The sequence below is a fragment of the Aerosticca soli genome, assembly GCF_003967035.1.
Lineage (GTDB): Bacteria > Pseudomonadota > Gammaproteobacteria > Xanthomonadales > Rhodanobacteraceae > Aerosticca > Aerosticca soli.
Window position 1 is genome coordinate 1,237,120 of the sequence record NZ_AP018560.1, and the last position, 24,273, is coordinate 1,261,392.

Annotated in this window: 22 protein-coding genes and 3 tRNA genes; 17 read left to right on the top strand and 8 right to left on the bottom strand. The window is 67.7% G+C overall.

The genetic code is table 11. The features are described 5' to 3' along the window. Positions 1–13: 13 nt before the first annotated feature. Together ALSL_RS05785 and ALSL_RS05790 are read right to left on the bottom strand one after the other, a co-directional pair. Entirely contained in the window at positions 14–1,201 is a 1,188-nt protein-coding gene (locus ALSL_RS05785) for a cation:proton antiporter (RefSeq protein WP_126537308.1), read from the bottom strand. A gap of 59 nt (positions 1,202–1,260) precedes the next feature. Next, a complete protein-coding gene (locus ALSL_RS05790) occupies positions 1,261–2,637 on the bottom strand; it encodes an MFS transporter (RefSeq protein ID WP_269433102.1) in 1,377 nt (458 codons plus the stop codon). 210 nt (positions 2,638–2,847) lie between these two features. On the opposite strand from ALSL_RS05790, the gene ALSL_RS05795 reads away from it, so the two are divergent. From ALSL_RS05795 to ALSL_RS05850, 12 genes are all read left to right on the top strand, one after another. Then, positions 2,848–4,068 carry a sensor histidine kinase gene (locus tag ALSL_RS05795; protein WP_126537312.1) on the top strand — a complete coding sequence of 407 codons (1,221 nt, stop codon included), beginning with the start codon at positions 2,848–2,850 and terminating at the stop codon, positions 4,066–4,068. A gap of 61 nt (positions 4,069–4,129) precedes the next feature. Further along, the gene (locus ALSL_RS05800) at positions 4,130–4,771 is read left to right on the top strand and encodes a response regulator (RefSeq protein ID WP_126537314.1); all 642 of its coding nucleotides are present in this window, start codon (positions 4,130–4,132) and stop codon (positions 4,769–4,771) included. Positions 4,772–4,964: 193 nt separating this feature from the next. Beyond that, entirely contained in the window at positions 4,965–6,308 is a 1,344-nt protein-coding gene (locus ALSL_RS05805; protein WP_126537316.1) for an SRPBCC family protein, read from the top strand. Positions 6,309–6,465: 157 nt separating this feature from the next. Next, positions 6,466–6,550, top strand: a tRNA-Leu gene (locus ALSL_RS05810). A gap of 63 nt (positions 6,551–6,613) precedes the next feature. After that, positions 6,614–7,912, top strand: a complete 1,299-nt coding sequence (tig, locus tag ALSL_RS05815) for a trigger factor (protein ID WP_126537318.1) — start codon at positions 6,614–6,616, stop codon at positions 7,910–7,912. 106 nt (positions 7,913–8,018) lie between these two features. After that, positions 8,019–8,645, top strand: a complete 627-nt coding sequence (gene clpP, locus ALSL_RS05820; protein ID WP_126540059.1) for an ATP-dependent Clp endopeptidase proteolytic subunit ClpP — start codon at positions 8,019–8,021, stop codon at positions 8,643–8,645. A gap of 105 nt (positions 8,646–8,750) precedes the next feature. Continuing rightward, on the top strand, positions 8,751–10,046 hold the full coding sequence (gene clpX / locus ALSL_RS05825; protein ID WP_126537320.1) for an ATP-dependent Clp protease ATP-binding subunit ClpX: 1,296 nt from the start codon (positions 8,751–8,753) through the stop codon (positions 10,044–10,046). Between the two features lie 178 nt (positions 10,047–10,224). Further along, positions 10,225–12,717: an endopeptidase La gene (gene lon / locus ALSL_RS05830; RefSeq protein ID WP_126537322.1), complete on the top strand. Its 2,493-nt coding sequence runs from the start codon at positions 10,225–10,227 to the stop codon at positions 12,715–12,717. A 271-nt stretch (positions 12,718–12,988) separates the two neighbouring features. Further along, positions 12,989–13,261: an HU family DNA-binding protein gene (locus ALSL_RS05835; RefSeq protein ID WP_126537324.1), complete on the top strand. Its 273-nt coding sequence runs from the start codon at positions 12,989–12,991 to the stop codon at positions 13,259–13,261. 20 nt (positions 13,262–13,281) lie between these two features. Beyond that, positions 13,282–13,356: transfer RNA gene (locus ALSL_RS05840), tRNA-Val, on the top strand. Between the two features lie 11 nt (positions 13,357–13,367). Then, positions 13,368–13,444 (top strand) — tRNA-Asp (locus ALSL_RS05845). 72 nt (positions 13,445–13,516) lie between these two features. After that, entirely contained in the window at positions 13,517–15,421 is a 1,905-nt protein-coding gene (locus ALSL_RS05850; RefSeq protein WP_126537326.1) for a SurA N-terminal domain-containing protein, read from the top strand. Positions 15,422–15,475: 54 nt separating this feature from the next. Here ALSL_RS05850 and ALSL_RS05855 read toward each other — a convergent pair whose 3' ends face one another. Both ALSL_RS05855 and gloB read right to left on the bottom strand, forming a co-directional pair. After that, positions 15,476–16,618: a LysM peptidoglycan-binding domain-containing protein gene (locus ALSL_RS05855; protein WP_126537328.1), complete on the bottom strand. Its 1,143-nt coding sequence runs from the start codon at positions 16,616–16,618 to the stop codon at positions 15,476–15,478. Beyond that, complete coding sequence (gene gloB / locus ALSL_RS05860; RefSeq protein WP_126537330.1) at positions 16,615–17,367, bottom strand: hydroxyacylglutathione hydrolase; 753 nt, start codon at positions 17,365–17,367, stop codon at positions 16,615–16,617. Before gloB ends, ALSL_RS05855 begins: the two co-directional genes overlap by 4 nt. A gap of 180 nt (positions 17,368–17,547) precedes the next feature. On the opposite strand from gloB, the gene ALSL_RS05865 reads away from it, so the two are divergent. From ALSL_RS05865 to dnaQ, 3 genes are read left to right on the top strand one after another with little or no spacing between them, the layout of a single operon-like run. After that, positions 17,548–18,249: a class I SAM-dependent methyltransferase gene (locus ALSL_RS05865; RefSeq protein WP_126537332.1), complete on the top strand. Its 702-nt coding sequence runs from the start codon at positions 17,548–17,550 to the stop codon at positions 18,247–18,249. Further along, positions 18,246–18,689: a ribonuclease HI gene (gene rnhA / locus ALSL_RS05870; RefSeq protein WP_126537334.1), complete on the top strand. Its 444-nt coding sequence runs from the start codon at positions 18,246–18,248 to the stop codon at positions 18,687–18,689. The genes ALSL_RS05865 and rnhA overlap by 4 nt, the downstream gene beginning before the upstream one ends. After that, positions 18,686–19,420: a DNA polymerase III subunit epsilon gene (gene dnaQ, locus ALSL_RS05875; RefSeq protein WP_126537336.1), complete on the top strand. Its 735-nt coding sequence runs from the start codon at positions 18,686–18,688 to the stop codon at positions 19,418–19,420. The genes rnhA and dnaQ overlap by 4 nt, the downstream gene beginning before the upstream one ends. Here dnaQ and ALSL_RS05880 read toward each other — a convergent pair. After that, positions 19,413–20,105, bottom strand: coding sequence for a PP2C family protein-serine/threonine phosphatase (locus ALSL_RS05880; protein ID WP_126537338.1), 693 nt, complete (start codon positions 20,103–20,105; stop codon positions 19,413–19,415). The two genes, dnaQ and ALSL_RS05880, sit on opposite strands and share 8 nt — an antisense overlap. Before the next feature lie 247 nt (positions 20,106–20,352). Here ALSL_RS05880 and ALSL_RS05885 point away from each other — a divergent pair, with 247 nt between their 5' ends. Further along, on the top strand, positions 20,353–20,523 hold the full coding sequence (locus ALSL_RS05885; RefSeq protein ID WP_126537340.1) for a YXWGXW repeat-containing protein: 171 nt from the start codon (positions 20,353–20,355) through the stop codon (positions 20,521–20,523). Between the two features lie 96 nt (positions 20,524–20,619). Further along, a complete protein-coding gene (locus ALSL_RS05890) occupies positions 20,620–21,888 on the top strand; it encodes a DUF763 domain-containing protein (protein WP_126537342.1) in 1,269 nt (422 codons plus the stop codon). Positions 21,889–21,927: 39 nt separating this feature from the next. Here ALSL_RS05890 and ALSL_RS05895 read toward each other — a convergent pair whose 3' ends face one another. From ALSL_RS05895 to ALSL_RS05905, 3 genes are all read right to left on the bottom strand, one after another. Further along, positions 21,928–23,220 (bottom strand): MFS transporter, encoded by a 1,293-nt coding sequence (locus tag ALSL_RS05895; RefSeq protein ID WP_126537344.1) that lies wholly within the window; start codon positions 23,218–23,220, stop codon positions 21,928–21,930. A gap of 102 nt (positions 23,221–23,322) precedes the next feature. Further along, the gene (locus tag ALSL_RS05900; protein WP_126537346.1) at positions 23,323–23,790 is read right to left on the bottom strand and encodes a hypothetical protein; all 468 of its coding nucleotides are present in this window, start codon (positions 23,788–23,790) and stop codon (positions 23,323–23,325) included. 130 nt (positions 23,791–23,920) lie between these two features. Continuing rightward, a complete protein-coding gene (locus tag ALSL_RS05905) occupies positions 23,921–24,247 on the bottom strand; it encodes a hypothetical protein (RefSeq protein WP_126537348.1) in 327 nt (108 codons plus the stop codon). Between the last annotated feature and the right edge of the window lie 26 nt (positions 24,248–24,273).

Consider the following 24,273-nt stretch of genomic DNA (forward strand, 5'->3'; position numbering starts at 1 on the left):
GTGCGGCAGGCCTTCAGGACGCTGCTTCGGCAGGCCGGTCGCGCCGCAGCAGGGCGGCGAGGATCGGCGGCGTCAGCATCGCGGTGAGCAGCGACATCGCCACGATCAGCGCATAGATGCGCTCGTCGAACACCCCCGCGGCCAGACCGAGGCTGGCCACTACCACACCCACTTCGCCGCGGGGCACCATGCCGAAGCCGACCAGCGTGGCCGCCCGGCGCCCAAGCGTCAGCGCGCCCAGAAAGCCGCCAAGCAGTTTGGAGACCACCGCGATGGCGGTCACCACCGCCAGCATGATCAGGGCATCGGTACTGGCGAACTGGCTGAGGTCGAGCTTGCTGCCCGTCACCACGAAGAAAAACGGCGTGAGTAGGGCGAGCAGGGGCCGGGTCTGCTGTTCCAGCATGTGCTGTTGGCGTGTCTCGGAGGCGATCATGCCGGCGAGGAAGGCGCCGATGATGGCGGCCAGGCCGAACAGGGTGGAGACCCAGGCCAGTCCCAGACACAACGCCAGCACCAGGCCGAGCAGACTTTCGGGATCACGGCGGCGGTCCAGCGTGGCGGCGTGCCGGCGCATCAGGCGGGCACCGCCCAGGCCGATCACCGCCACGAAACCGACCGCCCCGGCCAGCACCAACGCCAGGTGCGCGACGTCGAGTCCGCCGCCGCCCTGCAGCGAGACCACCACGCCAAGCAGCAGCATGGCCAGGATGTCGTCGATCACCGCCGCGCCCAGGATCACCCGGCTTTCGATGCGCTGCAGCGCGCCCAGCTCCTGCAGCACGCGGGCGGTGATGCCGGCCGAGGTGGCGACGAAGGCGGCGGCGATGAACAGCGCGCGGCTCCATGCGTAACCCTGGCCGTGCGCCCACACGGCGCCGAGCAAGAAGGGCAGCATCACGCCGAGCACGCCGACCAGGAAGGCGGCCTTGCCGACCCGCCGCAGATCCTCCAGCCGGGTCTCCAGGCCGACCGAAAACAGCAGCAGCACCACGCCGATCTCGGCCAGCACGTCCAGTGGCATGCCGGCGGCGATCTGCGTGGCATCGATCCAGCCGAGCGCGTAGGGGCCGATCAGCGCGCCGGCCAGAATCTCGCCGACCACGCCCGGCAACCGGAGCCGCCGCGCCAATCCGCCGCAAAGCTGGGCCGCGGCGAACACGACGAACAGGCTGAGCAGGGTGTCGGTGACGTGATGCATGGCTTTCGAATCCCTTGGAAGACGGCGGCCATGTTAACCGGCAGGCGGCGGCAGCCTTTTCAGTTCGGGCGCGCCGCCCGTGCCGACCGGTCCGGACGCAGCTGGCTGAAGATGCGGCTCGCGGCAGCGGTGATCGCGGCCAGGATCAGCACCGTCCAGCGGAACGCCGCGATGTAGTCCTCGTGCGCATGGCCGCGCAGCAGCGATTCCATCAGCAGCGCCGAGAGGGCGATGCCGAAGCTCATCGACAGGTACTGCATGGTCGAGGCCATCGACGAGGCCATGGCCGCGTGGCGCAGGTCGAGGTCCTGATAGACCAGCGTATTCATGGCGGTGTACTGCGTGCCCATGAAACTGCCGTAGAGGAACACCAGCACGGCGATCACCCAGGCCGGCGTGTCCCGCCCGATCAGCGCGAAGGCGGCAAGCAGGGCGGCGACGATCAGCGTGTTGGCCAGCAGCAGGCGCCGGTAGCCCAGCCGCGCCAGCAGGCGATGCACCAGCCATTTGGACGAGATCGACCCCAGCGCCTGTGGCACCATCATCAGGCCCGCCATGGTCGGCGACCAGCCGCACCCGACCTGCAGAAACAACACCAGCAGCAGGAACATGCCCGACACGCCAAGTCGCGTGAACAGGTTGCCGGTCAGCGAAACCCATACGCTGCGGATGCGCAGCAGGGTCAGGTCGGCCACCGGATGCGGTGTGCGCCGGCTGTGCCAGACGTAGAGCATGCCGAACACCAGAGCGAGCGCGGCACAGGCACCGATCACCCGCCACACGACCTGCGCACTGTCGATGAGTTCCGCGGCCGCCAGCAACAGCGCCGAGGTGAGCGCAAAAAGCAAAAAGCCCAGGAAATCGAACGGATGGATGCGGTCGAGGCGGTAATTGGGCATGTCCTCGCGGTTCATCCACAGCCCCGCCGCGACCACCGGCACGTTGATCAGGAAGATCAGCCGCCAGGAGGTGTATTCGGTCAGGATGCCGCCGAGCAGCGGTCCCAAGACCGAGCCCAGCAGGCCGAAGGTGGCCACGGTGGACATCACCTTGACGAATTCGCGTTTGTCGAACGTGCGCACCAGCACATAACGCCCGACCGGCATCAGCGAGGCGCCGCCGATGCCCTGGATGACCCGCGCGAACACCAGCTCCGGCAGGTTCTGCGAAATGCCGCACAGGAGCGAACCCAGGCCAAACACCGCGATCGCGGCGCCGAACACGCGGCGGGTGCCGAAGCGGTCGCACAGCCAGGGGCTGGCCGGGATCAAGACGGCCAGCGTCAGCACGTAGCTGGTCAGCGCGGTGCGCATCCCGAGCGGCGTGACGCCCAGCGCCTCGGCCATCGTCGGCACCGCGGTGTTGACGATGGTCGAGTCGAGCGACTGCATGAAGAACGCCGCCGCGACCAGCCAGATCAAACCGGAACGGGGCACGGCCTTTGCCGTGCCAGCCGGCGCGCCTGCGTCACCGAGGGTGGCGGGCGAGGGGGCAGGATCGTTCGGCATGCGCGCATGATACCGGCCAACGGCGTCGCCGGCCCGCGAACGCGCTTGCGCAGCTCAGGGCGGTTTCATGTAGCGGAGATTGCCAGGGGCGGCCTTGCGCGCCTTGCAGATGTCCACCGGCCTTCTATGATGCCGCCCATGCGCCGGTTTTTTCTCGATCACAGACAACTGCTGCGGCTGACCGGACTCTTCGCCTACCTGTGCACTGGCACGCCGCTGGTCGCCAACTGGCTGGCCGAGCGGGCGCAGCCGGAGCGGCACGCGAACGGTCCCCTGCTGCTCTGGAGCCTGTTCTACCTGCTGTTCGGCGTGCTCTATCTGTGGCTGACCAACGACTTGGGCTCGCGGCGTTATCTGGGCAGCAAATTGGTCGGCCTGGTCCTGATGACCGTGTGTTCGCTGGGCGTGGGCTGGTACAGCCACAGCGGTCTCTCGGCGATGCTGATCGTGGTGTCCTCGGTGATCCTGCCATGGCTGGTGCCGTTCTGGCCGGGCGTGCTGTGGCTGGCGCTGTCCAACCTGGCGCTGGCGCCGATCTTCGCCACCTTCCCCGAATACAACTACAGCCTATGGCTGGCGCTGGTGCAGACCAGCATCTACCTCGGCTTCGCGGCGATCACTTTCGTCGCCTCGCTGGTGGCCAGCCAGCAGGCCGAGCAGCGCGAGGCGCAGCGGCAGCTCAATACCGAGTTGCGCGCCACCCGGGCCATGCTTGCCGAATCCACCCGCATCGCCGAGCGCATGCGCATCGCGCGCGAGCTGCACGATCTGGTCGGCCATCACCTGACCGCGCTCAGCCTCAACCTCGAGGTGGCCAGCCACCTCGTCAACGAGGCCGCCGCCGAGCACGTCGAACGCGCCCAGACCACCGCGCGGCACCTGCTCGCCGATGTGCGCGAGGCGGTCAGCGAGTTGCGCCAGGACGATGCCATCGATCTCAGCCAGGCGCTGCGCAGCCTGATCGAGGGCGTGCCGAGCCTCACCGTGCACGTGGAGACGCCGCCGCGTTTCGGCGTCGAGGATCCGCGTCGCGCGCAGGTCTTGCTGCGGTGCGCGCAGGAAATCATCACCAACGCGGCCCGGCATGCCCAGGCGCGCCAGCTCTGGCTGCGTTTCCATGCGCCCCAGGCCGATCTCCTGTGCCTGCAGGCCTGGGACGACGGTCGCGGCGCGCCGCATTTTCGTCCCGGCAATGGCCTGCGCGGCATGCGCGAGCGGGTCCGCGAATACGGCGGCGAGGTGACGGTCGAGCGCGATCGTCCATCCGGCTTCGCCCTCGAAGTGCGGCTGCCGCTGGGTCAGCCCGCCCCCTTGGCGCATGCGCCATACGGGGGCGATCCGGTCGTGGAGGTCTCATGAGCTGTCGGGATGGCGCACTGCGGTCCGGATCGCCGGACGCGGGCGGGGTGGAGGCGGCGCGATGATCAGCGTCTGCCTGGTCGAGGATCAGAACCTGGTGCGTCAGGGCATCCGCTCGCTGCTCGGACTGGCCGAGGACATCCGGGTGGTGGCCGAATGCGCCGACGGCGCGCAGGCGGTGGCCGAGATTCCCAGGCTCCGGCCCGACGTGGTGCTGCTGGACCTGCGTATGCCGAACATGAGCGGGCTCGAGGTCTTGCAGCACCTGTCCGCGCGCAACGCCCTGCCGCCCACGATCATCCTCACCACTTTCGACGACGACCAGCTGGTGCTGCAGGGGCTCAAGGCCGGCGCGCGCGGCTACCTGCTCAAGGACGTTTCCTTGGAACAGCTCGTCCAGGCGGTCCGCACCGTGGCCGCCGGCGGTTCGCTGGTGGCGCCGATGGTGACCCAGCGCCTCCTGGCCGGCATCGGCCGCATCCAGAACCCCTTCAGCAGCCTCGAACAGCCCGATCCGCTGACCGAGCGGGAAACGGAAATCCTGCGGCTGATGTCGGGCGGCTATTCCAACAAGGAAATCGCCAATTCGCTCAAGGTCGCCGAGGGCACGGTCAAAAACCACGTCTCCAACATCCTCTCCAAGCTCGGCGTGCGCGACCGCACGCGTGCGGTGCTCAAGGCGCTCGAACTCGGCATCGTGTGATGGCAGGGCCGTGGAGGCGCTTTTTCGCCGGTGACCGATAGCGTTCCTTTTCACGAGCAAGTACCATCCGGGCCTTCGGCTTGCCAGCCGACCCCGCATTGACGCGATGCCCGCCGGCCCCGGCCAGCGGCGCGCCGGTGGGCGAATCAAACAGTGCTGCGTTGCGAACGTATTTTCTCGGAGAACCCTGCCAATGACGCGTGTTCTTGAATTCATTGTGGCCTTGATCATCGTCGTCGTCTTTGGCGTCGTGGTCGGTCTGGTCATGCCCTCCAGCGGCCATGTGGAGCGCTCGCTGGTGATCGGCAAGGACATGCGGCCGGTCTACGACGTGCTCAACAATTTCCGCCGCTTCCCGGACTACGCCGTGCTGCGCAGCTATGACCCCAGGACGCAGTTCAAGTGGTCGGGCAAGGCCTACGGCCCGGGCGCCGAGGTCAGCTGGGAAAGCAGCGACAGCGACGCTAAGGCCGGCCACGGCAAGCTCACCATCGCCAGCGCCGAGCCGCGTTTCGACAAGATCGACACCACGGCGAGGAACGCGCAGATCGTCTGGAACCTGGACAACGACTGGCGCGGCAAGGACAAGCACTTCACCTTCGACCTCGAGCGGCAGGGCAGCCGCGGCCAGCTGACCAAGGTCACCTGGTCCTATGACGTCGCCTACGGGTTCAATCTCATCGACCGCTATTCCAACCTCTACATCCACGGCAATCCGGATGCCTTCATCCAGTTCAGCCTGAACAACCTGCAGAACGTGTTGGCGACGGTGCCCAACGTGGACTATGGCAAGCTGATTCCCTACATCCGCCAGACCAAGCCGACGCCGGTGCTGTTCGTCTCCACCCAGATCGCGCGCAAGGACGGCCTGGCGGCGCTGGACGATGCCATCGCCACCGCGGTCAAGCAGATCCAGGACGCGGCCAAGAAGCTCGGCGTGAACGTGACCGGCCCGCGGATCGTCTTCACCACCAATTACGGCGACCAGAACTACAGCTTCGATGTGGCCCTGCCGATCGATGCGGACCACCTCACCGTGGCCGGCCAAGACCATGCGCTGACCGCGCCGCAGCCGCCCAAGCTGGAGGAAGCCGCGCCGGCCGCCGCCAGTTCCAGTGGCGATGCGGCCCAGAGCGCGGGTGTCGAGCCGGGCAGCCAGGATCGCTTCGGCCGGCTGGTGGTCGACGGCAATGTGCGCGCCATGCTCGCCTTCGGCGGTCCCGCGCTCGAGGCCCCCTGGAACGGCAGCGCCGCCGGCGTGCCGCCGACCCGCGACATGCTCAAGGCCTATGCGCAGACCCACGGCTACAAGTACGACGAGGTGACCTACCGGTCCTACGACATCGAGACCGCGCAGGGCGACAACGTCAACACGTTCTCGCGTTACGAGGTCTACCTGCCGCTCTTGGGCGACGTTCCCGAGCAGACGCCGGAACAGGAGGCGGGGCTGCCGCAGCCGACGCTGGAGCCGGCCTCGTCTTCGTCCGCGCCGGCGCCGGCCGCCAGCGCCGCGCCCGCCGCCGGTCAGGGCGGCTGACCGCCGCGGATCGCTGCGAAAGCTCATCCGGCGGCGATCGGCCGCCGGATGAGGCTTGTCGGTGCCGGTCGGGCACCCCTACAATGCCTGGCTCTGCGCGAGGCGTCCCCGCGTCTGCCCCGCGAATTTCCTCTGATTTTTTCTTGCTAACCGGCCGGCGAAAGTGGCGGAACTGGTAGACGCACCAGATTTAGGTTCTGGCGGGTTGCCCCGTGAGGGTTCGAGTCCCTCCTTTCGCACCACGGCACATCCATAAGCTCTGCATCGGACACAGCCCTTGGCAGAGCGCATCGTCAGGAGTCGTCATGCAGTTCACGGTTGAAAACGTCGGCAAGCTCGAACGCAAGCTCACGGTCCGCTTCCCCGCCGAGCAGCTCGAGTCACGAGTCAATGCGCGTATCGCGGAACTCGGCCGTACCGTGCGCCTCAAGGGCTTTCGTCCCGGCAAGGTTCCCGCCGCGATCATCCGCCAGCGGTTCGGTGAACAGGTGCAAGGCGAGGTGCTTTCGGACCTGATCGGCAGCACCCTGCGCGAGGCGTTCGAGCGCGAGCGGCTGCGGCCGGTCGCCAATCCGGCAATCGATACCACCGGCCGTCCCGAGAACGGCGAGATCGCCTATACCGCCACCTTCGAGGTGCTGCCCGAGTTTCCCGCGATCGACGTCTCGACCCTCGAGATCACCCGCACCGTGTCGGAGGTGACCGAGGCCGATGTCGACAAGATGATCGAGACCCTGCGTCTGCAGCGGCGCAGCTTCGATCCGGTCGAGCGTGCGGCCGGCGAAGGCGATTTCGTGCTATTCGAGTACGCCGCCACCGTCGGTGAGCAGCGTCTGCCGCCCGAGGGCATGGAGCGTGCCGGCAGCGTGCTCGGCTCGGGCACCATGCTCAAAGCACTGGACGACGCCCTGCTGGGTCACCAGGCGGGCGATACTTTCGAGGCCGACATCGCCTTTCCGGACGACTTCGGCCATCCTGACCTCGCCGGCAAGACCGCGCGGGTGAGCTTCAAGGTGCTCGAAGTGCGTGAGCCGCACCTGCCGGCGCTGGATGCCGACTTCATCCGTCTGTTCGGTGTGGACGACGGCGATCTCGAGCACTTCCGTGCCGAAGTGCGCGCCAACCTCGAGCGCGAGCTCAAGGCCGCCCTGATGGCCCGGCTCAAGACCGAGGTCGCCGAGAAGCTCGCCGCCGCCTACAGCGATCTCGACGTGCCCGAACTCATGGTGCAGGCCGAGGCGCGCAGCCTGGCCGCCGCCGGTCTGCCGCAGGGGCAGCAGCCGCCGGCCGAGCGCGTCCAGGCGGCGGTGCCCTTTGCCCGCCTGCGTGTGCGCGCCGGTCTGCTGATGGGGGAGATCGCCCGCAATCAAGGCATCAGGCTCGACCAGGCGCGGCTTGCCGAACAACTGGCCGCGATCGCCTCCACCTACGAGGAGCCCGAGCAGGTCATCCAGCTGTATCGCAGCGATGCCCAGCTCCTGGCGGGGCTGCAGAACCGCGTGCTGGAAGACCAGGTGGCCGAGTGGGTCGCCGAGCATGCGCAGACGACGGTACAGAGCCTGCCGTTCGACGAGGTGATGCGTCCGGCCGCGACGGCCTCTTGACGATACGCTCCCCGCGACCCATATAAACGGCTGCGGAAAACCCAGTGTGGGCATCCGCTCCGGCATCATTGCGATGCCATCGTCAACCCGGAGGTTTCCCGTGGCCATGGGCCCGATCCAGAATCTCAATCTCGTGCCGATCGTCGTCGAGCAGACTGCGCGCGGCGAGCGTTCGTACGACATCTATTCGCGCCTGCTCAAGGAACGGGTCATCTTCCTCGTCGGCGAGGTCAACGACCAGGTCGCCAATGTGGTGGTGGCGCAGATGTTGTTCTTGGAATCGGAGAATCCCGAGAAGGACATCCATCTCTATATCAACAGCCCTGGCGGCTCGGTGACGGCGGGGCTGGCCATCTACGACACCATGCAGTTCGTGAAGCCGGCGGTCAGCACCATGTGCGTCGGCCAGGCCGCCAGCATGGGTGCGCTGCTGCTCGCCGCCGGTGCGGCCGGCAAGCGGCATTCCCTGCCGCATTCCAGGATCATGATCCACCAGCCCTGGGCCGGCGGCATTTCCGGCCAGGCCACCGACATCGAGATCCACGCGCGCGAGATTCTCACCATGCGCGAGCGCCTCAACGAGATCCTGGCGCGTCACACCGGCAAGCCGATCGAGGAGATCGCCCGCGACACCGAGCGCGATCGCTTCATGAGCGCTGCCGACGCCCAGGCTTATGGGCTGATCGATTCAGTACTGGATCGGCGCACGGTCGAGACGGTCAAGTCGGCTTGAACCATCGCGCTCGATGGCGAAACGGGCGGGGCGGCGCCGCGGATGCAGGCGCCGGACCCTCCTGTTATGCTCGTTGCGCGACAAGATTGATGGCAGGAAGAAAGCATGAGCGATGAGCGGCAGAGCCGTTCCAACGATAGCGGCAAGATTCTCTACTGTTCCTTCTGCGGCAAGAGTCAGCACGAGGTGCGCAAGCTGATCGCGGGCCCGTCCGTGTTCATCTGCGACGAGTGCGTCGAGCTGTGCAACGACATCATCCGCGAGGAGCTGGAGGAGAAGTCCTCCGGCGGGCGCACCCACCTGCCCAAGCCGCGCGAGATCATGGAGACGCTGGACCAGTACGTGGTCGGCCAGACCCGCGCCAAGAAGGCGCTGGCGGTGGCGGTGTACAACCACTACAAGCGCATGGAGTCGCGCCAGAAGGGCGACGAGGTCGAGCTCGGCAAGTCCAACATCCTGCTGATCGGCCCCACCGGTTCGGGCAAGACGCTGCTGGCCGAGACGCTGGCGCGCCTGCTCAACGTGCCGTTCACCATCGCCGACGCCACCACCCTGACCGAGGCGGGCTACGTCGGCGAGGACGTCGAGAACATCATCCAGAAGCTGCTGCAGAAGTGCGATTACGACGTCGAGAAGGCGCAGTCGGGCATCGTCTACATCGACGAGATCGACAAGATCTCGCGCAAGAGCGAGAACCCGTCGATCACCCGCGACGTGTCCGGTGAGGGCGTGCAGCAGGCGCTGCTCAAATTGATCGAGGGCACTCTGGCCTCGGTACCGCCGCAGGGCGGGCGCAAGCATCCGCAGCAGGAGTTCCTGCAGGTCGACACCCGCAACATCCTGTTCATCTGCGGCGGCGCGTTCGCCGGGCTGGAGAAGATCATCCAGCAGCGGTCCGAAACCACCGGCATAGGGTTTTCCGCCGAGGTGCGCTCGCGCGAGCGCACCGAGAATCTCGGCAAGGTGCTGGCCGACGTCGAGCCGGTGGATCTGGTCCGCTTCGGCTTGATCCCCGAGTTCGTCGGTCGCCTGCCGGTGGTCGCCACGCTCGACGAGCTCGACGAGGAGGCACTGGTCAAGATCCTCACCGAGCCCAAGAACGCCGTCACCAAGCAGTTCAAGAAGCTCTTCGAGATGGAGGGGGTGGAGCTCGAGTTCCGTCCCGAGGCCTTGCACGCGATCGCCAAGAAGGCGCTCAAGCGCAAGACCGGCGCCCGCGGTCTGCGCACCATCCTCGAGCAGGTGTTGCTCGACACCATGTACGAGCTGCCTTCGCTCGAACACGTCAGCAAGGTGGTGGTGGACGAGACCGTGATCGAGGGACAGGCCGAGCCCTATCTCATCTATCGCGGCAACATGCAGCAGCCGCGCATTGCCGGCGAGGGCGGCGGCGCGGCCTGAGGGCGCGATCGCCGGACCCTACGGAAACGAGCCCTGCGGCTCCGGTGCCCACGCGCCGGGGCCGTCGTTTTTTGTGCGCGCATCTTGCTTATGAGGCCGCGTGACTCCACCTTGACGTTCAGGCGTCGCCGGCGCAGTGTCGGTGACGCGACGCCCTATTTGATGAGGTAAGCATTCCATGGCCAAAAGCGCCATCTCGACCAAGTCCGAAACCGTGCTCGACGCGCTGCCGATCTTGCCGCTGCGCGACGTCGTGGTTTATCCGCACATGGTGATCCCGCTGTTCGTCGGCCGCGACAAGTCCATGCGCGCGCTCGAGCGGGCGATGGAGAGCGAGCGCCAGATCCTGCTCGTCGCCCAGAAGAGCCCGGACATCGACGACCCCAAGTTCGGCGATCTCTACACGATCGGCACGCTGGCCAATGTGCTGCAGCTCCTTAAGTTGCCCGACGGCACGGTCAAGGTGCTGGTCGAGGGACAGTCCCGCGTGGCGATCGAGGGTCATCGCGAGGAAAACGGCATGCTGCTTGCCACCTCGCGGGTGATCGAGCCGGTGTACGGCACCAAGGAGCGCGAGCTGGATGTGGTCTCGCGCACGCTGGTCTCGTTGTTCGAGCAACTGGTCAAGCAGAGCCGCAAGCTGCCGCCGGAAGTCCTGGCGACGCTGTCGGGCATCGAGGATCCCTCGCGTTTGGCCGATTCCATCGCCGCGCATCTTTCCGTGCGGCTGGCCGACAAGCAGAAGGTGCTCGAGACGGCCGATGTCGGTCAGCGGCTCGAGCTCCTGATCGGGCTGGTCGACAGCGAGATGGATCTGCAGCAGGTCGAAAAACGCATCCGCGGCCGGGTCAAGTCGCAGATGGAAAAGAGCCAGCGCGAGTACTACCTCAACGAGCAGATCAAGGCGATCCAGAAGGAGCTCGGCGAAGGCGACGGCCCCAACGAGATCGAGGAGCTGGAGAAGAAGATCGAGGCCGCCGGCATGCCCAAGGCGGTGCAGGCCAAGGCGCGTCAGGAGCTCGGCAAGCTCAAGCAGATGTCGCCGATGTCGGCCGAGGCCACCGTGGTGCGCAACTATCTCGACTGGCTGCTCGGCGTGCCCTGGAAGAAACGCAGCAAGGTGCGCAAGGATCTGGCCCTCGCCCAGCAGGTGCTCGATGCCGACCACTTCGGGCTGGAGAAGGTCAAGGAGCGCATTCTCGAATACCTCGCCGTGCAGCAGCGCGTGGATCACATGAAGGGGCCGATTCTCTGCCTGGTCGGGCCGCCCGGCGTGGGCAAGACCTCGCTCGGCCAGTCGATCGCCAAGGCGACCAACCGCAAGTTCGTGCGCATGTCGCTCGGCGGTGTGCGCGACGAGGCCGAGATCCGCGGTCATCGGCGCACCTACATCGGTTCCATGCCCGGCCGCATCGTGCAGAACCTCACCAAGGTCGGCACGCGCAATCCATTGTTCGTGCTGGACGAAATCGACAAGATGTCGATGGACTTCCGCGGCGATCCGTCATCGGCGCTGCTCGAGGTGCTCGATCCGGAGCAGAACCATGCCTTCAACGATCACTATCTCGAGGTCGACCTCGACCTTTCCGAGGTGATGTGGATCGCCACGGCCAACTCGCTCAACATCCCCGGCCCCCTGCTGGACCGCATGGAGGTCATTCGCATCCCCGGCTATACCGAGGATGAAAAGATCGCCATCGCCCAGCGTTATCTGCTGCCCAAGCAGATCAAGGCCAATGGCCTGAAACCCGAGGAGATCAGCGTCGACGAGGCGGCGATCCGCGACATCGTGCGCTATTACACGCGCGAGTCGGGCGTGCGCAATCTCGAGCGCGAAATCGCGCGCATCTGCCGCAAGGTGGTCAAGGAATTGACCTTGGCCGACGTGGGCAAGGCCAAGGGACAGACCTCGCGCAAGACGAGCGCAAAACGCAAGGCCAAGCCCGTCGGCGTGCACGTGGGCACGGAAAACCTGCAGCATTATCTGGGCGTTCGGCGCTTTGATTTCGGCCGCAAGGAACAACAGAACGAAGTCGGCCTGGTGACCGGGCTGGCCTGGACCCAGGTCGGCGGTGACCTGCTCAGCATCGAGGCCACCGTGGTGCCGGGCAAGGGTCGTCTCGTGCATACCGGCCAGCTCGGCGATGTCATGAAGGAATCCATCCAGGCCGCGATGTCGGTGGTGCGTTCGCGGGTGGCGCAGCTCGGCATCGATCCGGAATTCCACCAGAACCTCGACGTGCACATCCACGTGCCCGAGGGCGCCACGCCCAAGGACGGTCCGAGTGCAGGCATCGCCATGTGCACGGCGCTGGTATCGGCGCTGACCAAGGTTCCGGTGCGCTCGGAGGTCGCGATGACCGGCGAGATCACCCTGCGCGGTCGTGTGCTGCCGATCGGAGGCCTCAAGGAGAAGTTGCTCGCAGCCCATCGCGGCGGCATCACCACGGTGATCATTCCGGAGGACAACAAGAAGGACCTGGCCGACATGCCCGCCAATGTCACCGGTTCGCTCGACATCCACACCGTGCGCTGGATCGACGAGGTGCTCGACATCGCGCTCGAGCGCCCGTTGCAGCCGGGGCAGGCCGCGGAAGGTCAGGCGTCCGCCGGCGAGTCGCAGGTGGCGACTCCGGCGGAGGGTGCGACCTCGCGTACGCGCGCGCATTGAACATCACCGCCAGGTGTGCAAGATCATTGCAATACCAGCACGTTAGCGAAGGCCTCAACGGCCTTCGCGCGTGTATTGCGCCTTGCCGCTGGCGCTGGCGCGCTGGTATAAAGGCCGCACCGCAGACTCGGCGCCTTGCCATGGCGCAGCGATGCGGGGTTGCGGGGCGACGCCACAGGGGAACTTGGCGCAACGATCATGGCGGCGAAGCCCTGTCCCATCTCTGACCCACGCGGGCTGCAAAACAACGATTAAGAGGGAGTGTTTCCTAATGAATAAAACCGATCTGATCAATGCGGTCGCCGAAAAGGCCGAACTGTCCCGGGCTGACGCCAGTCGCGCATTGGAGGCCTTCTTCGACACCGTGCAGAAGGCGCTCAAGAAGGGGGATGACGTGGCCGTGGTCGGTTTCGGCACTTTCACCGTGCGCAAGCGCGCCGCGCGTACCGGCCGCAATCCGCGGACCAACGAGACGATCAAGATCAAGGCCTCCAAGGTGCCCGCCTTCAAGGCTGGCAAGACATTGAAGGATGCCCTAAACTAAGCGGCTCGCCGTTTGGTTTCGGGTGCTTAGCTCAGCGGTAGAGCGTCGCCCTTACAAGGCGAGGGTCGTAGGTTCGATCCCTACAGCACCCACCAGCAAGAGACGTGGAGCGGTAGTTCAGCTGGTTAGAATGCTGGCCTGTCACGCCGGAGGTCGCGGGTTCGAGTCCCGTCCGCTCCGCCATCCGTCAGCAAGGGCGCCTAGCAGGCGCCCTTGTCGTTTCGGCTTGGGACCCCTTTTCTAGAGACACGATCCATGCTGCAGGCATTGCGCAACAAGCTCCACGGTTGGCCGACGATCATCATTCTCGGCATTTGCGTCTTTGCGGTGGCCTTCTTCGGCATCGAGTCCTATTTCATGTCGCAGACCGACACCTACGTGGCCAAGGTCGGCAAGCACGAGATCAGCCAGCAGGCCTTCCAGGACCGGGTGAACCAGTTGCGGCGCGAGGACAGCCAGCGGCTCGGCGACCAGTTCGACCCGAGCGTCTACGACACGCCGGCGATGAAGCAGCGCATCCTCGACGCGATGATCGACGAGCAGCTGTTGCTGCAGGCCAACGAGGCGCTCGGACTCAAGGTGTCCGACACGGCGGTGCGTGAAAGTATCGCCGCCATTCCCGCGTTCCAGAGCGATGGCCACTTCGATGCCGATGCCTATCGGGCGGCCCTGGCCGGTGCCGGGCAGACCCCGGCGGCGTTCGATGCGGACATGCGCGCGGCGCTGGCCATGCGCCTCGTGCCGGATGCGCTGACCGCCAGCACGCTCGTCACCGACGATCAGCTGCAGCGCTACCTCGACCTCGAATTGCAGCGCCGCGACCTGCGCTATGCGGTGCTGCCCAAGCCGGCCACGGTCGATGCGACGGTGTCGGATGCCGAGATTGCCGCCTATTACCAGGCGCACCTCGCCGACTTCACCACGCCCGAACGCGTGGCGGTGAAATACCTCGAAGTCAACGGCGCCGAACTCAAGGTCGATGCCGCGCCCAGCGATGAGGCGTTGCGCAAGCGCTACGCCCAGGAACAGCAGCGTTTCCTCCAGCCCGAACAGCGGCTGGCCTCGCACATTCTGATCAGCGTGCCGAAGAACGCCACGGCCGAGCAGCAGAAAGCGGCGCTGGCCAAGGCCGAAGAGATCGCCAAGCAGGCCAACGCGGCGAATTTCGCCGAGCTCGCCCAGAAGTATTCCGACGACCTGGGTTCCAAGCGTCAGGGCGGCGATCTCGGTTGGCTGGAAAAAGGCGTGGCCAATGCCGCCTTCGACGCCGCCCTGTTCGCCATGCACAAGGGCGAGATCTCCAAGCCGGTGTTGTCCGACGAGGGCTACCACATCATCTGGCTGCGCGATGTCCGGCAGGGGCAGGTCAAGCCCTTCGAGGAAGTTCGCGCCCAGCTCATGCAGGAAGAGACCGTGGGCGCCCGGGAACGCAAGTATGCGGAGCTGGCCGGCAAGCTCGCCGATGAAACCTATCGCAATCCGGCCTCGTTGGAGCCGGCTGCCCAGTCGCTCGGCTTGCCGATCAAGGATTCCGGCTGGTTCGGCCGCGACGGTGGATCCGGCATCGCGGCCAATCCCAAGGTCGTGCAGGCGGCCTTCTCGGAGGACGTCCTGGTCCGGGGCAACAATTCCGGCCTGATCGAGATTGCGCCCAACCATGCCGTCGTCCTGCATCTGGATCGTCACGAGAACGCCCATCCCAGGCCGCTGGACGAAGTGCGCGACACGGTGCGGCAGAAGATCCTCGACGAGCGCCGCCGCGAGGCAGCCAAGAATCAGGCCGAGGCCTTGCTCGCGCGCTTGCGCAAGGGCGAGGACTTCGCCACCGTCGCGGCATCCGCCGGGGCGCAGATCCGCGACGCGCGTGAGGTGCTGCGCATGCAGCCGGACGTGCCGGCCGCCATCCGGGAAGCCGCCTTCCATCTGCCGCATCCCGCGCCCGGTACGGCGCAGTGGCAGGCGGTGGCCATGCCCGACGGCAGCTATGCCTTGCTGGCGCTCGACAAGGTTCAGGGCGCCGATCCGGCCAAGGTCGATGCCCGTGAGCGGCAGATGCTGCGCGAGGGCATGCGCCGGGCCTATGGCGAGGCGACCACGCGCGACTATCTGAAGGCCTTGCGCCAGCGCATCCCGGTCAAGATCGTCGCCGAAAGGCTGTAGCGCGGCGCGTGACCCTGACGCACGGGCGGAATGCCCGCCCGTGCTTTGAGGCCGTCATTGCGCCAGACGTAGGACCTGGCCTGGCCGCAGGCCGGCGTCGTCGAGATGGTTGAGCCGGGCGAGATCGGCGATGTCCAGCGCATGCTGGCGGGCGATGTGCCAGAGCGTCTCCCCGGGCGCGACGGTATGCGTGGCGGGCCCGGAGGCTACGGCGGTCGCGGCGGCGGTGGCCGTGTCCTGCGACGTGGGCGAGGGCTCGGATGATGATGACAGCCGCGCGGCAGCGAAGGCGGGCAACAGCAGCCGCTGGCCGGGGCCGTGCGCTGGATGGTAGGCGGGATTGAGTGCGTGTAGCGCGGCCTCGGACAAGCCCGTCCGTGCCGCCACCGCGCCGAGGGTCGGGCTGGCATCGAGCCTGATCGCGACCAGCCGCTGCTGTGGCGAGAGGGCCGGCAGACGCACGCCGAACCGTACCGGTTCGCGGATCACGCAGGCCACGGCGAGCAGCTTGGCCAGGTGTTCGCGCGTGCCGGCACGCACCGCAAGCTCGGGCAGTGCCGGTTCCGCGGGTGGCGTGGTGCCACGCGGCAGCAGACGGCTGATGCTCGATTCGCCGGCGTTGTAGGCATAGTCGGCCAGCCGCCAGTCGCCGAAGCGCTCGTGATAGCGCTTGAGCAGACCCATGACGGCTTCGGTGGCGGCGGCCATGTCCAATCGGCCATCGCGCGATGCGTCGACCGCCAGACCCATGCGGCGCGCACTGCTCGGCATGATCTGCCACGCGCCGGCCGGCCGGCCGCGCCGCGTGGGCGCAGCGTTCGCGCGGAAACCGCTCTCCACCCAGGGCAGCAGGGCAAATTCGCCGGCGACGCCCTGTGCGGCGGCGATCTGCTGCGCGTAGGCCAGCTGCGGCAGGGCTTCCGTGAGGCGCGCCTCGAAGGCATCCGTATCCCGTGTATAGCGCTGCGCCCAGGCGAGGATGGCCGGGTCTGCATCGCAGTCGGGCATGGCGAAGCTCTCGCGCAGATCAACCCAGAAATCGGGCTGCGCCGGCGGCGCCGCGGGCAGGGTGAGGGAGCTCAGTTCGGTAGGTTTCGGGGGTGTGCCGGGCCGGGTCATCGGTGGCGTGGCGCAAGCGGCCAGGAGTGCGGTCAGCGCGACTGCCAATCCGCGGCGTGCCAGGGGCGCGGCCTTCATGCGAAAACGTCCTTGGCGGCGCGCAATTTGGCGAATCGCTCCACCCGGCTCGCCGTCGTGCCGGCCCAGGTCTTGATCGCCTCGCTGTCCACGCGCAGGAAGGGATTGCAGGCGCGCTCGCTGGCCAGCGGCACCGGCAGGGTGGGGCGGCCGGCTTCGCGCAGGCTCGCCACTTCGCGCAGCCGCGCGCGCAGGGCAGCGTTGTGCGGATCGACGCTCAGCGCAAAGCGTCCGTTCGCCGCCGTGTATTCGTGTCCGCAGCACACCAGGGTCTCGTCCGGCAACGCGCAGAGACGGTCGAGCGAGGCCAGCATCTGCGCCGGCGTGCCCTCGAACAGACGGCCGCAGCCCAGGCTGAACAAGGTGTCGCCGCTGAACAGCCAGCCTGCACCGACATAGGCGATGTGGCTGAGCGTGTGGCCGGGTACGGCGATCACCTTGAAGGCGATCGCGGGAGTCTCAAGGGAGATCAGCGCGTCATCGCCCACGCGCTCGGCGGCAAGCGCGATGCGCGCGTCGTCCGGGGCGATGATCTTGGCGCCATGCCGGGACGCGAGCTCGGCGGCGCCACCGATATGGTCGGCATGATGATGGGTGAGCAGGATGGCGCGCAGCGCAAGGCCGGCCTCGGCCATGAAGCGCTCGACCGGCAAGGCTTCGCCGGGATCGACGACGATCGCGTCGCCGGCCTCGTCGTGGGCCAGCCAGATGTAGTTGTCGGCAAGCGCCGGGATCGGGACGAGCTGCATGCAGGCCACGGTTCTCCTCTCTCTGATGGCATCGAGGGGCACAGCCGGGCGGGCCGCGCAACGGCCGGACTATAAAAGCTCGTGGTCGCCCGCTTGTTAGGCCGTATTTAACGAATGCGGCGGGATCGGCAGCGCGGCGAGCCGTTACACTTCGTGTCTTCGGTCGTCGTCACAAGCCCCATGCCTTCCCGTCCGCACGATATTTACGCCAGTGCGCCGCTGCGCCGCCTGCTCGACGACGAGTTGGCCGCGCTGGCGCCCGCATTGCAACGCTGTGCGGGTGAGCGTGCCTTGCAGATTGCCGCGGCGCCGGCCAATCCGCCGGCCTTGCCGATGCTGGGCCAATGGATATGCCTGCAGCAGTCGGGTCGCTGCTATGACGGCGATCTCATCGCCTCGACCGAGGCAGGCCTGCCGTTTCTCGATGAGAGTTTTGCCCTGGTCGTGCTCCGTCATGCGCTGGAGCCGGCCCGGGGACGGGCCCTGCTGCTCGGTGAGGCCGCGCGTGTGCTGATGCCCGGCGGCATGCTGGCCTTGACCGGTGTCCATCCCTTGAGCGGATGGCTGCCGTGGTGGCTATGGCGAGCGCGGCGCCAGCGGCTGTCGGCGCAGGTGCCGCTCGGCACCTGCGGCTGGTTGCGCGGCGCAGATTTCAGCATCGAACGTACGCGCCGGGTCGGCCCGCCGTGGCCGGGCATGGCCCGCGCATCCGGTACGCACGTGCTGGGCGGAGGCTATCTGCTGATTGCGCGCAAGCGGCGCCCACAGACGGCGCCGCTGCGTTTGCCGCGTCGTCCCTTGCCCGAGGCGGGAGCGACGGGGCTGGCCACCGGGGCCGGTCGCGGCGTCGCCCTGCAGCACGGCACGGAAGACCACGGATGATCGAGGTGGAGGCCTTCACCGACGGCGCCTGCCTCGGCAATCCCGGGCCGGGTGGCTGGGCCGCGCTGCTGCGGGCGGATGGTCACGAGCGACTGCTGAGCGGCGGCGAGCCCCAGACCACCAACAACCGCATGGAGCTCATGGCCGCCATCGGCGCGTTCGAGGCGCTCAAGCGGCCGTGTCGGGTGCATCTCATCACCGATTCGCGGTACGTCATGCAGGGCGTGCAGGAATGGCTGCCGCGCTGGCTGGCCAACGGCTGGCGGACGGCCGATCGCAAAGCGGTGAAAAACCAGGATCTGTGGCAGCGACTGGCGGCAGCCGCGGCTCCCCACCAGGTGAGCTGGGAGTGGGTGCGCGGCCACGACGGCCACGTCGAAAACGAACGGGTCGACCGGGCGGCCCGCGCGCAGGCGGAACTTTTCAAGGCGGCATCATGAGACAGATCGTCCTCGACACCGAAACCACCGGACTGGAAGTGCGCCAGGGCCATCGCTTGATCGAGATCGCGGCGCTGGAAATGGTCGAACGCCGTCTCACCGGCAACCATTTCCACACCTATCTGAACCCGGAGCGGGCGATCGACCTCGGCGCGCGCCAGGTGACCGGCATCGAGGATGATTTCCTGCGCGACAAGCCGCGTTTTGCCGAAGTCGCCGAGGCCTTCCTGGCCTTCATCGACGGTGCCGAGCTCATCATCCACAACGCCAGCTTCGACGTCGGCTTCCTGGATGCCGAGCTTGCCCGCATCGGCCCGCACATGGGCTGCATCGCCGACCGTTGCCGCGTGCTCGACACCCTGGCACTGGCCCGCGAGCGTTATCCGGGGCAGCGCAACAGCCTGGACGCGCTGTGCAAACGGCTCGGGGTGGATCATTCGGCGCGCGCGCTGCACGGCGGCCTGATCGACGCCCAGTTGCTCGCCGAGGTCTACCTCGCGATGACCTCCGGTCAGGTCGCGCTGGCGTTCGGTTTCGAGGGCCAGGCGTCGCCGGCGCCGTCGCGGCCGGTGGTCGCGCCGCCGATCACGCCGCTGCGGCGTCCGCGCGTGCTGCGTGCCGACGCGGCGGAACTCGCCGCCCACGAAGCCCGGCTGGACGCGCTGGATCGCACCGCCGGCGGCTGCCTGTGGCGCCAGGTGTTCGAGTCGCCGGCCTCGGCGGTCAACTGATCCGCAGCACGATCGCGCTCAGGTTGTCGGCGGCATCGCCGGCCAGTGCGTCGAGCAGCAGATGGTCCACGCATTCCTGCGCGGCCAGCTCGGTGCGGCCCATGATGCGGGCGAGCGCGGCTTCGTCGAGCGCGTCGACCAGGCCGTCGCTGCACAGGAGGAAGCCCGATCCCGGCATGGCGTCGCCACGGGCGAGGCCGATCTGCAGCGGTTCTCGTCGCGGCATGCCGAGCGCCTGGGTCGCGGCATTGCGCCGCTGCGGCGGGCGCTCAGGCTCGGTGCCTAGGGCAGGGCAACGCTCGGCGGCGTAGTGGGCATCGTGGACGATGCGATCCAGGCCTTGTCGCCAACGATAGAGTTGGCTGTCGCCCACCCACGCCGCCTGGTAATGCCCGTCCGTGATCCGCAGCGCGGCCAGCGTGGCGCCGAGCGGCAGGACGTCACGCGCCTTGGCAAGCTCGAGCAGATGCCGATGGGCCGCCTGCACGGCCGCAAACAGATCTTCACCACGGCCGATGCCCTCGACCACGGCATCGCGGGCCAGGGCGGCGGCCAAGGCGCCCTGGCGATACCCGCCGATACCGTCGGCGATCAGAAAGAGTCCCGAACCGGCATCGGCGTAGTAGGTGTCCTCGTTATCCGTGCGGCGCAAGCCGGCATGGGTGCCGTGTCCGTATTCGATCATGCGACTTTGGGCCTTGAAGTGGCATCCAGCATGCCGGATGCGCGCGGTCGACGCCAAGCAGGGCGGCGGTGCGTCTGGCCGGGGCTGGAATCACCGGTGGCCCCGCACGCAAAAAAACCTCTGCAGGATCGTGCCGCCGGAGAGGCCGAAGGCTGGATCGGCCCTGAACATGCAGGCGTCGGTACGTCCTCCCATGGCGCAGTCAAGGCGTTCTCGGGTGCCAGTCCACTGCCTGAAGTTGCCCTCTATGTCTTCCCATCGTTTCGGCCGTCCGGGGTTCGTGGTGGTCCTGCTGGCCTCGGCGCTTGCTCTTGCCGGCTGTGTCGTCGTCCCGGCGCATGCGCCTGAGCGGGTATGGGTGCCCGGGCACTGGGCCGGCCCCCATGTCTGGGTGGAAGGCCATTGGCGCTACCGCTGAAGTCCCTCCGGCGGTGGTTGACCGGCGGCGTATCATGGCTGCATCGCGTGGCGACCCACCTTGAGGTCGCGTCGCACTGAGTCGGGAGCAAAACCCATGACCCGTCGTTCCGGAAGCGCGGACCTGCCGCTGCACGGCGGCCGCGTGCCACGCTGGCTGGCCGATCGCATGACCCGCCTGGGCGCGTTGATCGCGCAGGCCATCGTGCACGAGTACGGGCGCGATGAATTCCTGCGCCGGCTGGCGCATCCGTTCTGGTTCCAGTCCTTCGGCGCGGTGATGGGCATGGACTGGCACTCCTCCGGCATCACCACCAGCGTGATCGGCGCGCTCAAGCGCGGCCTCGCGCCGCTGGCCGGCGAGCTCGGCATCCACGTCTGCGGCGGTCGTGGCAGGCATTCGCGCGCGACGCCGAGCGAGCTGGTCGCGATCGGTGAAGCGGTCGGTTTCGACGGCGCGGCACTCGCGCGCAGCAGCCGGCTGGTGGCCAAGGTCGACAGCGCGGCGGTGCAGGACGGTTTCGATCTTTATCTGCACGGTTTCATCGTCAGCGACGACGGCCGCTGGGTGGTGGTGCAGCAGGGCATGAACGGCGCACGGCGGCAGGCGCGGCGCTATCACTGGCTGTCGGAGCACCTCGAGAGTTTCCTCGACGACCCGCATGCGGCGGTGGATGGTCCCGCGCAGGGGCGCATCGTCAACCTCGCCGATCGACGCGCGCGGGCCTCGCGCACGGCGCAACTGGAATTGCTCGCCACGCTGGGGCCCGATGGCGTGGCGCGCGAGTTCGCCCGCATCGAAGGGGCCGCCGCGCCGGCGCCAGAGGCACCCTTGCAGCTCGGCCTGCTGCCGCATCTGTCGATGCCGGACCACCACGACGTGCGCGCCGGCGACGTGGTCATCCGCCGGCTGCACGGTGCGCTCGCCGCCGCAGCGGAAAACGGCCCGCGCGATTTTGTCGAACTGCTGCAGGTGCCCGGTGTCGGCGCACGCACCGTGCGTGCGCTGGCGATGGTGGCCGAGGTCGTGCATGGCACGCCATGCCGCTTCAGCGACCCGGCGCGTTTTTCGCTCGCGCATGGCGGCAAGGACCGTCATCCCTTCCCGGTGCCCACGCGCGTGTACGACCACACCATCGGCGTGCTCAAGAGCGCGGTGCAGAACGCCAGGCTCGGTCGCGACGAGGAACTCGCCGCGCTGCGCCGTCTGGATGCACAGGCGCGTCGGCTGGAGCGCCACGCTCGCGGCCCTTCGCTCGAGGCCCATCTCGCCGCGGAGAGGCACCTGTCCCACGCTTACGGCGGCCGCAGCGTGTTCGGCTGGGAAAAGCCGCCGGCCAAGACATCCACCGAACGCGCGGGTTGAGGCCCGGGCTTGCCGTGTCCGGCACTTGCTGGGGCGCTTTCAAGTCTCGGCGTGGGTCGCCTCGCCGAGCAGCGGGTGCGATTCGCGCATGCTGCGGATCGCCGGCCAGACGGCGAGGGCGACGAGGGCGATCATCGCGCCCGGTGCGGCGAGCCAGCCGGTACGCCGCACCAGCAGTTCGGCCAGGAAAGGCGTCGAGCCGCCGAAGATCGCGGTCGCCACGGTCACGCCGAGCGCCAGGCCGCTCAGTCTGCCTTCCCCCGGAAACTGTTCGGCCGTGGCCGATGCCGCTACTGCGCTGATGCCGCCGGCCAGGCACGCAAGCCCCGTGGCGCCCAGGACGATGAGTCCGTCCTCGCGACTGCCGAGCAGGTGGAACAGTACGAGCGGCAGCGGCACGCAGGCCAGGGTGAGTCCGAGCAAGACCGGCCGTCGGCCGACCCGGTCGGAAACCAGGCCCGCCAGCGGCGTGACCAGAATCACCACGAGGGCGGCGAAGGTGGAGAGCCCGAGCGCACGGCCTTCTGGCATGCGGCCTGAGGAGGCGAGAAAAGCCGGCACGTAGGTGATGCCGACGTAATAGCTGATCGATCCAAGCGCGGAGATGGCGAAGGTGCGCCACAGCGCCGGCCGGCGTCGGGTCAGGGTATGGCGCAGCGGCGTGGCGGGAATGCTGCGCTGGCGGCGCTGGCGTTCGAAGTCGGGCGACTCCTGCATGCGTGCGCGGGCGAACCACACCACGGCGGCGAGCAGGGCGCCGAGCAGGAACGGGATGCGCCAGCCCCAGGCTTCCAGCCGGACGGTGTCCAGCAGGCCGGTGGTCATGGCGGCGACCGCCACCGCCAACAGGGCGCCCACCTCGCTGGCGGCCGCGGCCAGCGAGGTGATCAGCCCGCGCCGCTCGGGCCGCGCGCCTTCGAGCAGGTAGGCGACGACGCCGGTGTATTCGCCGCCCACCGCGAAGGCCATGCAGCAACGCAGCAGCACCAGCAGCCAGCCGGCGGCGGGGCCGAGCGTCTGCCGGTCGGGCAGGCAGGCGGTGGCCAGCATCGCCAGCGTCATCAGCATCATCGACAGCAGCAGGCTGTGGCGGCGCCCGACGCGGTCGCCGAGGTGACCGAACACGATGGCGCCGAGCGGGCGCATGCCGTAGGACACGCCGAAACCGGCCAGGGTGGCGAGCAGGGCGCGGTCGCCGCCGCCGTAGAAGACCCGCGACAGCACGGTGGCGAAGTACAGGTACAAGGTGAAGTCGTACCACTCGACCACGGTCGATACCGCCGCGATCGTCTTGGAGGCGAACGACACTTCGACGCTGCGGCGGGCATCCATCAGGCACCTGGCGATACGAACGAGGCCGCATGCATGGTAGGGCGGCGCCCGCTCGCCGCCCCGTGAAGGCTCGCCATCCGAGAGTTGGGAGCGGTTGGCGGATCAGTGCAGCCGCAAGCCTTCCGGCAGCCGGGACAGCGAGCGCATGCCGTTCAGCACCGCGACCAGATCGCGATAGCTCTGCGCGAGCTGGCCGTACAGTGAGGCATACGCCTGACGGGTGACCTCGGCTACGCCCTGGTAGGCGCCGCGCCCGATCTCGATGAAATAGTCCACGCTGACCCGGCGCCGCTCGGCGAGTCCGGGAAACAGTCCGGCGACCAGCAGACAGCGATCACCGACGTCGCGCAGCGCCTCGGCGCGTGCGCTGCCGACCCGCGAAAGCGCCTCCAGCCAGTCGATGCCATGCGCATGCGACAGCAGCAGGGCGTCGCGCTGATAACGCAGCAACACGAAGACGAGATAGCTTTCCTCGGTCTCCTCGAGCGTACGCCCGGTCCGTTGCGCCGCTTCCAGGACCGCCGCCTGCCACAGTTCGGCCGGGGTACCTTTTTTGAATGCATCGATCATGACTTGCCAACCCTCCAGCGCGCGATGCCGCGAGCGGCATCTCCAAGAAAGGCTGGTCTTGATGGAAGCACAAAGCAGGCGGGAAGGAAAAGATGCGCAGGGTCATCCAGCGCGTGCGGCTGCGAGGCCATCAATGTCGGTGGCGACGCCGCCAGAGGCGCCAGCGCCGTTCGCCGACTACCAGCAGCCAGCGTGCCGGGCGATGCAGGAAAGGCAGATCCTGGGCAATCAGCAGCAGGCCGAGCGGCAGCATCCAGACCCCCAGCACCGGCAGGAAACTGGCCACGCCGCCCAGTATCAACATCACGCCGACCGGAATGCGCACCCAGCGCGCGGAGGGTCGGCGCAGGCGGCGGAACAGGCGGCGCATCCAGGTCGGGAAATGCCGTTCCAGATGGTCGAGCCGGCAGTGCAGGCGGTATGCGTCGTGCGAACGGTAGCGTTGGGCGTCCTTCATCGCGCAGGAGATAGCACGAGTCGCGT